Origin of the sequence: Halalkalibacter sp. AB-rgal2 (genome assembly GCF_041821005.1) — a bacterium.
GTDB lineage: Bacteria > Bacillota > Bacilli > Bacillales > Bacillaceae_D > Halalkalibacter.
The window spans coordinates 41,658-51,701 of sequence record NZ_JBGUAV010000032.1; the positions used below are offsets into that span (position 1 = coordinate 41,658).

Here is a 10,044-nt window from a genome sequence, read left to right on the forward strand (position 1 = left end):
TTTAAACATTTATATAAGTTCTATTCATTCACTTTATATACCGATTACCAATTCTCCCAATATCCTTCTTGATTGACCGTGGCCAATCGAATCCAGCCATTCTCAACTTTTTGAGAGAACGTTGGATCATGATTTAGTAGTCTTTCTACATACTCCCGTGGTGCTTGTATCACCACTAATAATCGTAAGGGTGAATGATAAGCCTCATTATCTGATTTCATGACAGATTGCCAAGGAAACCCAGATAATAAGTCACTTGCGTTCCCCTGCATCACACCAAGACTTGCTGTAACCGTTTGTGTTGCCTTATTTCCACTCCCATAGTAATGAGGGGCCACAGTGGAAGCATAATACTGTAAGTTAATCCATTGAGCCACCGTCCCTGGTCCAGCAATGATATTAGCGAGAAGATCACCTTTGTGATCCTGTCTCCAATCATAGCTATGAAGAAAAGCTCTCCCCTCCAAATTACAGTCCTCAGTCAAATCTCGTTGACCGATAATAAAAGCAGCATTACGTGCCAGACCCCATTCTGGACGTATTTCACTCCAATCTTCTGCAAATCGGTGTGCCTCTGTCTTCGGATTTTTAAAATGTGAGTGATAATTAGGCAATTGTGATAAGCGCTCTGCGTTTGCATCATTACTTACTTTCGGTAATACAGCATTAATATGATCAAACGCTTCTTGAGCTGATTGCGAAAGCTTAGGAACATAGAGCCAATGTAAATCATCCACCGTTGTTTTATGTTCAGCAGCCACGAAAACCGTGTCCTCTGGGATTTCAATTCCTTCCGTATATAGACTTTCTCTTACTTCATGAAGGTTGCATAAAACCGCTAAAACTCTTGCATTGAATCCACCTGCCGCACCGCCACATGCACCACAGTCTAGAGCAGCAGCATACGGATTATTCGTACTTTGACTTCCATGTCCGCAAATTACAACTAATGGTGCGAAATTCTTTGTCAGCCCCATCATTGACAAAGCTTGTCGTGCATAATTAACCTTCTCTTCCTCAGAAAAACCAACAGGTATATCTGCTTCTGTGTCATGAACATGCTGAAGTGAAATCTTTGTATCAGGCTTGCGTAGCCATGCTTCTCGAAGGTTACGTATGACACCATTTGCTCTTCTAGGAACAAAACTCCGCGCTACCATTTGTAAACTAAGCCAAGGTCCACTGATTTCTGGTAAAAGTAAGCTCGCAAATACATTCTGTTTCATTCTATGAAATGTATAGCCTAGTGAATTAGCCACCTGCTTACGCTGTTGATATTGCTTGAGTTCACTTGTATCTGCAGACTCTTTTATTGTATGTTGCGGTTTGAGTATAACAGGCAGAGAGGAATGGCAATGTGTACTACCAAGCTCGCTAGTTGCAATTGGTAATCCGAAGAAGCCAGCAATACCAATGGTTTCAAATGGCCCTTCTTTTTCCAGCTTGCGACGAAAGGGCTCTGAACGTACATCTATACAAAATGCAAATTGAGCTAATGTTTTTTTATCATTCTTCACACTTTGTTTCGAATGAATCTTCTCACTTAATTGTTCTGTATACGTTTGTTCCCATGCTTCCAACCATAGCTTTCTTCGCATCGTCTCATCAAAACGGTAAGCAAAGGTCAAATATTCGTTTTGTTCGATATTAGACATCTGGGTCCATTCCTCGATTGTAAGATTCCCCCAGTGAATCCAAGCTGCTAAAAGCGAAGCAACCGAAACTTCCTTATCAGACTGTTGATTTGCTATAGGTAAGTAAGGTTTTATAAAAACCCACTCCATCGATATTCGAACGGCTAAATATTCCGTTAGAAGCGAACGTTCATGGGACGACTGTTGCGACCGCCAAAGCATCATCCCTGCCCACCCAGGTAAAGAAAGCAAATGATCTTCTAAATAGCTTTGCCTCTCTGACTCAGGGATTTCTAGTGCAGATAATACCTGTGTTAAAGCCACATGAGCCTCTTGTGGCCAATCTTTTAAGAGGTTACGCTGACCTTTACTAAGGGCAGGATCATGCGAAATAAGCTGTTGCCATGCATGATAAAATCCTTTCTCACGATTGGGCATTGTCCAACCAGCCTGTGAATCATCAAGGTAAAATTTGCACCACTTGATCATATGATGATCGAGAATATTTACGATTTTTTCACTATTTTGATTCTTAACATACGAACTTAAAGGTTTCATTGAAGGGTTACGTTCCGGATTCAAGACACTTAGTCCATCTACCAATGTATGTAACTCAGGTGAAGACATAAGATTAGTAGGTAACGGATCCAACTTTATGGAAGCACGACAGAAGCGCTCTGCCATCTCCCGTGGTATATTCATAGAATGTGAGGAAAGCCAACGCTGTAATCCCAATTCTAGAAAGGTTTCATCAATTTCCCCTCGATCCTTTGCCGATTGAATCATCGAAGCACTAGGATAAATATCCACATCTCGCGTATTTTTCAACCACCTTGCGACCTGTTCAAAAGATTGTGTTTCAAGGCCCATCCATGGATGACGTGCCGCAAACGTTGCAATAGGCCAAAGCGGTGCAATAACTCGGCTAGCTGATTTTACTAACACGTTTATATCCGTTTTTTGAGAATCAGTATTTAGATCCTTTCCTTGTTCATTTGTTTCTTTAACCAATACAGATGTCATGCCCATCAGCGATTACCTCCTTGTGAAAAATATTGTTTAAGATAGGTTGGATGACTATCTACCGCCTTCGACTTTGCTTCACCTAAACGTACTAACCAAAGGTAGAGTACAGCAAAGAACAGAGAAGAACGGTTACGAGCAGCCCAAGTACCTACACCACTACCAAACAGTAAAAGACTTATGACAAAGATAACTACTGACATTGGAGGCTGAACACTTTGATAACCAGTCGTATGCAACCACCCAAAGAACAGGCTATGAGTGATGAAGTAAACAATGGCAAAGCCTCCCAACAAGAAAACGCCTGCAAGTCGTCCCATTCTTCCCTCTCCAAATGCAACGAGCTGTGTCCAAGAAACGGATAATGCCCACCCTAAGATTAGTGCGCTAACTAATTGATACCCTTCTCCAGGAGCGAGGAGCCAAAAGGCAACCCCAGCAAGTAAGCCTAATGCACGTCCAGCGATGACCCAGAAATAAGAAGAACGTTCATTAATACGAGTTACTGCTTCATAACGTCGTACTGCCGAGCCAGCCTGTAAAAACAGCGTCGCTTTGAACAAACCGTGTAATACAAGATGAATAATGGCTGCTAAATATGCACCTAGCGCACATTGAATGAGCATAAACCCCATTTGTGTAATCGTTGAGCCAACTAACTGGCGCTTATAATCGACTTGAACTAAGCTAATACCTGAACCGATTAAGACGGAAACACTCGCGAAAACAAGTAAAACAATCTGAGCTACATCGCCATTAAAAAGGGGTGAAAACCGAGTTAGAATCACTCCTCCCGCATTGACTAAGCCTGCGTGCATAATAGCGGAAATAGGAGTAGGAGCGACAACAGATTCTATTAACCACCGTTGGAAAGGCCATTGGGCTGCAGGGATAATAACCGCTAATACAATCAATAAATTAATGCCCGTTACCTCCCATGCTTCAAGTAGAACTAAACGTTCATTCGTTAGAGCTAGCGATAACTGCCATTGCCCAGTGGCTTGCGAAAGCCATATGATAGCGATTAACAAAGCGAACCAACTTAATGCAAATAAACGACCAGAAACCTTAGCAGCTTCATTCGTTACTTTCCATCTACTATTTAACCTTATCAATACGGTTAATCCTATAAGAGTGAGCCCCCAACAAATGATCAATAAGCGAAGATCACCACTTAACCATGCAATAGAAGCAGCCCCTGTAGTGAATGTAAACAGCATGAAATATTTTCGATACGAGCGATCTCCCATTAAATAACGTGCGGAAAAACGCTGGATGATTAAACCAATTAAAAGAACAAAGAAAGCCAACAACCATGCTAACGAATCTACATACCAAAGACCAACTACACCATTCACACTAGTATTAACAAGAGCTAATAAGGAAACCAATGGTGGCAGGGTTACAATACTAATATGAATCCGTACAAACCGTAAGGGAATCCTTGGGTGTAAAAACAATAGTCCGCTTAGACAAGAAATGATAAGCACGATAAAAAATAAGGTTAAAAATGATGATGAACTCATGAAAGCTAACATTTAGCATTCCTCCTTTAAGTGACGTAAACGTATGATGAGACAGATTCAGATAACATACGTACTTTTCCCCTGCATGATGTGTTTTTCCCCAATAAAAAAAAAAAAAGCCGACAATTTCAAATCTTCAATGATAAAGAAAATCATTGAATCTTGAAAATTGTCGGCTTCACTTCAACTAACTTACGTTTTTTGAAGAGCTACCTTCATAAAGGATATAATCCATACATGTTTATCATTTTTTTGCCAAAAATAATCGGTATATTTCATAATCTAATCACTAGATTATAAATATACCGATTTATGTCACTCTCTCGTTCTTTATACTTAAGGAAGCTTTTTCATCCACTTCAATATTATATATTAAAAGAATGCTAAAGACCTTATTAATTATGAAACTAAAAATAAACATCTATCGATTATTAAGTTATGTAAAAATATATACCTTATTATAGGAATTGTCAACAATAATTTCTCTTCAGCAGACAAATATATAAAGATTAACTTTCACTTCATTTCAAGTGTTGTCCTCATATCGTCTGACATTCAGATGTGACAGGGGAGATTCTTTGCCGATCTTCTGTTTTGATAGATACTTGATCCCTGTCTTGAAAAGGATTCAGAGCTTTCCTTATATCTCAATCGCCCCTCCACTAATACGTTTAAACCCACGTATCTGACTTAATTCCTCAACAAGCTTCAGAGCAGCTTGATCCTTCGACTTCGCTTCAATCATAATATCGGCTGATTGTCCGTAGGCTTTGAGAGCTTTGATAAAAGGAAGAGCAAAATCAATGTCAACGTAATCAGCATGAGCTCGTATCGCTTTATTTGATTTCGGCGAAGACAAATGAAATTTCGGTGGCATTCCCGTATGTTCCCACGTTACAAAGACTCTTGGTATGATCACATCCAATGAACCTTCTAGCGAATTTGCCCAGTGATGGTGATAATCAAATACAAAAGGAAGTCCTTGCTCCTCACAAACATTTAACGTTTCAAGAGCGGTGTATGTCTTATCGTCGTTCTCAATCGTAGTTTGCTTGCGAATCTTCTTATCCAATTTTGAAAAATTATCCTTAAATCGCGCGAGTGCCTCTATTTTATTTCCATATGCACCACCTACATGAATATTGATTCTAGCATCCTTATGTAAACCCATCGCTTCCAACATATCATAGTGATACGTCATATCACGAATCGCATTAATCGTCACATGCTCCTCAGGACTCGTAAAGAGCGTAAATTGATTTGGATGAAAGCTCACTCGCAAATAGTAGCGCTGGACAAGTTCACCGATCTCTTGAAATAAATCTTGAAAGGGAGTAACATAATCCCACTTCACCTCCGGATGAGTTGCGAGTGGCACGAGTGAAGAAGACATGCGATACAGCTCAATACCGTGAGCAATATTATAATGCAGCATTCGAATCGTTGCCTGCAAATTATGCCTTGTCACATGAAGTAGCTTCTCCCTCCGCTGATCTCGTTCCATCTTAGACCACTTTGTAAAGGTTAACGTTCGAGAGGGAGATGCCTCCCACAGAGATAGTGCTGTTGACACATAGCCGAATCTAAGTCTCATTTCATCAATCCACCTTATTCTTGTCGATAATCATAGTATTTGTATGGGGAGAGACAATCATGTGTGATCTTTCATATCCAAAAAGGCCTGTCTACTGTAACGTAATTCCTATTATACTCACTAACGAAAACATGACCATTCCCATGAACACGAATACTTACACACCTAACCCCAAAAAGAGGCACAACACAGCCTTGAATTAACGATCCTCTTCCCCCTCAGGATCTTCCTTATATCCAACGGTCACAACAACTTCTCTAAACAGCTCCTTTTGCGAACCAGAAGCATAGGTGGCTTGCACGGAAAAGCCGCCTGGCTCCTCCAATTCAAAGATGTGATCACGAAAAACATCGGCAATATAGTTACTTTCATAATAATATTCAACGCCATGTCCATTTGGAAGTTCATAAAAGTCGATCTCCTCGGCATCTGTTGGAATGAAGGCAGCGATTTCTTCCATTGTCTCCTCAAGAGTTCGCGCCGGATAATCTGTTTTCTCAAAAATCAAGTGAACACCTACAACTTGCATCACATCATTTACCTCATTCACAAGCAATGGCATGTAACTATTTAAAAATAAGTAATAGATACCAGCCCCCTCATCCGGCTCACCGAAGAAATCGACAAAGGCTTCATATGTATCTCCAACCCCAACTAGTGGACTTTGCGTTTCAAATGATGTGTCTCCATTTTCTATAATCTGTTGAATCTCCTCAACAGTGATCACCATTTCACTATTTTGTTCATCTCGTACTGATTGTTCAGTTCCATCATTTCCCTCGTCCGAAGACTGCGCTTGTTGTTCTTCTTCAACTGCAGGTTGCTCCGTCGGTGAACTTTGGCATCCTATGAGCATAATCAATAGTATAGTAGATAGCAAATAACTTTTTTTCAACGTTTTCCCCTTTCTTTACATAATCTCCATTTATGATAACACTAAAATGGGATAGTTTTTAGTCGTTGTACAAATTTTTCCTAGTATTCATTCGAGTAGGTATTTAACTGGATGTCACATTCAGTAAGCGATACTTCGAGGCCACTGAAAAAGGGCTCGTTTACTTCGGACTTGAAAGGGAGCTTTGCCCTCGCTCCCGGGAACAAACAGAAGAGTTTAAAGACATGGCAAAGTCACGTTATAAAATAGAAGCAAAAAATAGCGAATTAAAAAATAGACACGGGTTAAAAATTGTATCATCCTCGGTTCTGTTTGGTATGCAAATTCAAGCTGCTACCACGATATTTGCGGTGAATCTCAAGAGAATAAAATCCGGTGAGATTTTACTTGTCGTAAAATTTCACCGGATTTCATTTCAGAGGGTTTTGTCCCAGCATTCATCTATTCAGTTTGACTTAAATGTAATGGTGGTGGTACTAACCAGCCCTTTTCTTTTGTCAAGCGTAATAGCTTTCCACCAAGTGTTGCTTTTTGTGTGTGAAACTGACCAAACATCATAATGATATCTTCTCTTATTCCCTGTGCCATATTTTTACTACAAGAAATAAGACCCGCTCCAATATCGGCAGTTAACATTGCAGCAATTTCAGGATCATTGAATTTCGCTCCTACCGGTATTGATTCTAAATCGGCTTTCGGACGTTCTGGTGCAGTAGGTGGTAATGCGACTTCGTTCTCTTTTAATAGCTTTTCTAATTGCTCAATTTCTTGGTTCGCATTTTCCATCATACTTATTAGAAGCTTTTTTAAATCCTCGTCACCTGCATGATTCAATAATGTTTGGTGAGAGATTAATGCCGTTTTAGCGCCATGTAAAAAGGTCCATGTGCCAAATACCTCACCGTAATGCATCGGTTCTTCTTGCGGATTTCCACTTAAAATTCCCATTGTTGATATCCTCCTAACGAAATTTAAATTCAAATTTAGATCACTCCAATTCAGTACAATGATAGGATATCCCAGTCTTCAAGAAATATTGATCAATCGCATATTTTTTTACAATGTATATGTTTTTCCAACCTAATCTTTTATCCATGCTCAGAAATTCTTATTAAATACATACTCCAATTTTATTTATTTTTTATTAATTCCTCTCTATTTAGTGCCATCGGAGGTTGTTCTAACCATTTATTTTTTATCATAATATTAGCCCCATCCTCAGAGTATAATTGAATTTCTAAAGATAATCGGTTATACATAACACCTAAATCTACTCTTGGACTTTGAGAAATACCTGTACCATAGTAACCAACACTTAAAGCTATCAAAGTAGATGTATAAAACATCATAAGTTTATCCGAAAATGTATAAGTCGTACTGTTTGTTATTTCTGCTGCCCATGAAGTAGGAACGGGGAGATTACTTTCCTCCAATTTCCCCCCGAATAATTTAGTGTGCTTTTTTCCAATTTCTATTCCTCTTATAAAGAATTTCTTGACATCTTTCCCCTGTGACACCTGAGAAAATCCAATAAGGGTAGCTACTCCCAATGCATTTCTCTGGAAATTAGCAAATACATTTGCTACCTCTGATGCCACTAATGATCTTTTGTCACCAAATACATCCCATAAAAATCCTTGCTTGCTAACAAATTTACTTTCTTCTAGATTAGGTAAGTAAGGTGATCTTATGAATAGACCATTTGACAATAATACATTCTTTGTCATTTTATTTAATTGCATGGTCTCTGAAAGACATTTGCTGTAGTAGTCTGTTATATCTGCTCTTACAGAAGATGATAAACTTCCCGAATAAGTAGTAAGTCCAATCATGGACATCTGATGAATAAAATTTAATACATAGCTATCAGAGTACAATCTAGGAGCATGTATATCCACATCCTCCTCTATCTTAAAACCATGCGGTATTTCATGTTTCTCCGCAGTAAAAATGGAAGTTATTTTTTTAATATGAGACTGTGACAACTTTAAGGAATAAGCAATGACAGACTTAATATCAGTATCTTCAGCCTTTTCTAAAAAATAAGTGAGCATGCAGATACTTGCACTATCACTCATGTATTGAGCCCAAAGTTGGGCAATCTCTCCTGATGTGAGTCTAATTTGTTTTCCTTGGCTCAATATAACTCCCTCCAAAATGTAGCTTCCTCAGAATAACATTCATTTGCGCATAACCGACAGTCCTGACTTATTTCTTATATTTTTCTTCTAACAAATATTGCACTCCATACAATAAATACGCCTTGTAGTGAATATATAAAAAGAATTGAAAGTAACTTATCCGATTTAAACGAAGAATCTTTAATTTTTCAAGTAAAGGAATACCGAAAAATGCAAACATTCCATTCGCAAGAGCATTAACTAATATAAACTTTTTGAAATTCCCATATGAAAGTTTAAGTAACGGGGAAGTAGGGACCTAGATCAAAAGGGAACTCATCCCTAATAAATGATTTTGGCTTTTCATAAAACTCCACCATTTTCGTTGGTGGCCAATAATATGATTTATAACCTCTAATATCCCTATTATAATACTCGCTAATGAATATCTTTTAATCGTACGTTTACCTATAAATAGTAACGATAGCCATGGAAGTATGATTATCATTAGGTTAAATAATTGATGACGTCTTGATGCCATTAGCGATTTCACCTCGATTTGAATTTTTCCACCATTTTTAAGGTGTCCAAATACAAACAAAAAATCCATTCATTTAAGATTTACATATATTTCAAACCCCTTAGCATTAATAAATACTTTACTATTTCCTCTGTCCTTGCTCAATAAACTAAGGAACTCACGTTACAAAAAAAATCACAACTCACTCCATTGACTTTTACGCTACGTAATACTTTATAGTCATAAATGAAAGGCGAAAAAGATGGATGTGAACGTATTGGAGTATGTATATGCTCATGATACGACCATACTTGTAAATAAGACACATTTGCTAAATGAATAAAATTGAAAAAGGTGGTAGTTATGAAATTTATAATAGAAGACACAATTGAACAATATGAAGCATTGTTTTCCATGGAAAGTGATAGGGAATATTTTTATCGGTACTCAATGATGAAGCCCTTTGAAGAAATGTGGAACACGATCAATGTTCCATTAAAGGCAAAGCAACCAAATGGCTATGATGTCATAATGGCTACAAATATGCTTGGTTATCTTCGTGTATCGGATACCGAAATAGGCAAAATAGCATTAAAACATTTAAAGGAGGCTCAAGCGCTTCAAACGGTCGAAAAAACATTGAATGATTGCATTAAGTTCCTTGAAGAAAATAACTTAATGATTCGTTCCGATGAGTTGAGGTTCGGACTGTATATAGCAGATCCGAAAAAA

The 10,044-nt window shown here is 38.3% G+C and carries 7 protein-coding genes and 2 pseudogenes; 2 read left to right on the forward strand and 7 right to left on the reverse strand.

Annotated elements, in window-relative coordinates:
* Window positions 1-44: 44 nt before the first annotated feature.
* The 4 genes from ACERJO_RS18750 to ACERJO_RS18765 form a co-directional block, all read right to left on the reverse strand.
* Window positions 45-2,663 carry a DUF2309 domain-containing protein gene (locus tag ACERJO_RS18750; protein ID WP_373648498.1) on the reverse strand — a complete coding sequence of 873 codons (2,619 nt, stop codon included), beginning with the start codon at window positions 2,661-2,663 and terminating at the stop codon, window positions 45-47.
* Window positions 2,663-4,195 (reverse strand): NADH dehydrogenase subunit 5, encoded by a 1,533-nt coding sequence (locus ACERJO_RS18755; RefSeq protein ID WP_373648499.1) that lies wholly within the window; start codon window positions 4,193-4,195, stop codon window positions 2,663-2,665. Before ACERJO_RS18755 ends, ACERJO_RS18750 begins: the two co-directional genes overlap by 1 nt.
* Window positions 4,196-4,823: 628 nt before the next feature.
* Complete coding sequence (uvsE, locus tag ACERJO_RS18760) at window positions 4,824-5,777, reverse strand: UV DNA damage repair endonuclease UvsE (protein WP_373648500.1); 954 nt, start codon at window positions 5,775-5,777, stop codon at window positions 4,824-4,826.
* A 199-nt stretch (window positions 5,778-5,976) separates the two neighbouring features.
* The gene (locus ACERJO_RS18765; RefSeq protein ID WP_373648501.1) at window positions 5,977-6,672 is read right to left on the reverse strand and encodes a hypothetical protein; all 696 of its coding nucleotides are present in this window, start codon (window positions 6,670-6,672) and stop codon (window positions 5,977-5,979) included.
* Between the two features lie 215 nt (window positions 6,673-6,887).
* Between ACERJO_RS18765 and ACERJO_RS18770 the strand changes: the two are divergent.
* Window positions 6,888-7,040, forward strand: a pseudogene (locus ACERJO_RS18770) (IS5/IS1182 family transposase); the annotation flags it as partial.
* A 73-nt stretch (window positions 7,041-7,113) separates the two neighbouring features.
* On the opposite strand, the gene ACERJO_RS18775 reads toward ACERJO_RS18770, so the two are convergent.
* The 3 genes from ACERJO_RS18775 to ACERJO_RS18785 form a co-directional block, all read right to left on the reverse strand.
* Window positions 7,114-7,620 (reverse strand): DUF3231 family protein, encoded by a 507-nt coding sequence (locus ACERJO_RS18775; RefSeq protein WP_247106832.1) that lies wholly within the window; start codon window positions 7,618-7,620, stop codon window positions 7,114-7,116.
* Between the two features lie 182 nt (window positions 7,621-7,802).
* A complete protein-coding gene (locus ACERJO_RS18780; RefSeq protein WP_373648502.1) occupies window positions 7,803-8,813 on the reverse strand; it encodes a DUF3231 family protein in 1,011 nt (336 codons plus the stop codon).
* A gap of 298 nt (window positions 8,814-9,111) precedes the next feature.
* Window positions 9,112-9,333, reverse strand: coding sequence for a hypothetical protein (locus ACERJO_RS18785; RefSeq protein ID WP_373648503.1), 222 nt, complete (start codon window positions 9,331-9,333; stop codon window positions 9,112-9,114).
* A 342-nt stretch (window positions 9,334-9,675) separates the two neighbouring features.
* Here ACERJO_RS18785 and ACERJO_RS18790 point away from each other — a divergent pair.
* Window positions 9,676-10,044, forward strand: a pseudogene (locus tag ACERJO_RS18790) (DUF2268 domain-containing putative Zn-dependent protease); the annotation flags it as partial.

Coding starts and splice junctions, on each gene's coding strand:
- ACERJO_RS18755 (WP_373648499.1), bottom strand. CDS start 4,195: ATGTTAGCTTTCATGAGTTCATCATCATTTTTAACCTTATTTTTTATC.
- uvsE (WP_373648500.1), bottom strand. CDS start 5,777: ATGAGACTTAGATTCGGCTATGTGTCAACAGCACTATCTCTGTGGGAG.
- ACERJO_RS18775 (WP_247106832.1), bottom strand. CDS start 7,620: ATGGGAATTTTAAGTGGAAATCCGCAAGAAGAACCGATGCATTACGGT.
- ACERJO_RS18785 (WP_373648503.1), bottom strand. CDS start 9,333: ATGGCATCAAGACGTCATCAATTATTTAACCTAATGATAATCATACTT.
- ACERJO_RS18750 (WP_373648498.1), bottom strand. CDS start 2,663: ATGGGCATGACATCTGTATTGGTTAAAGAAACAAATGAACAAGGAAAG.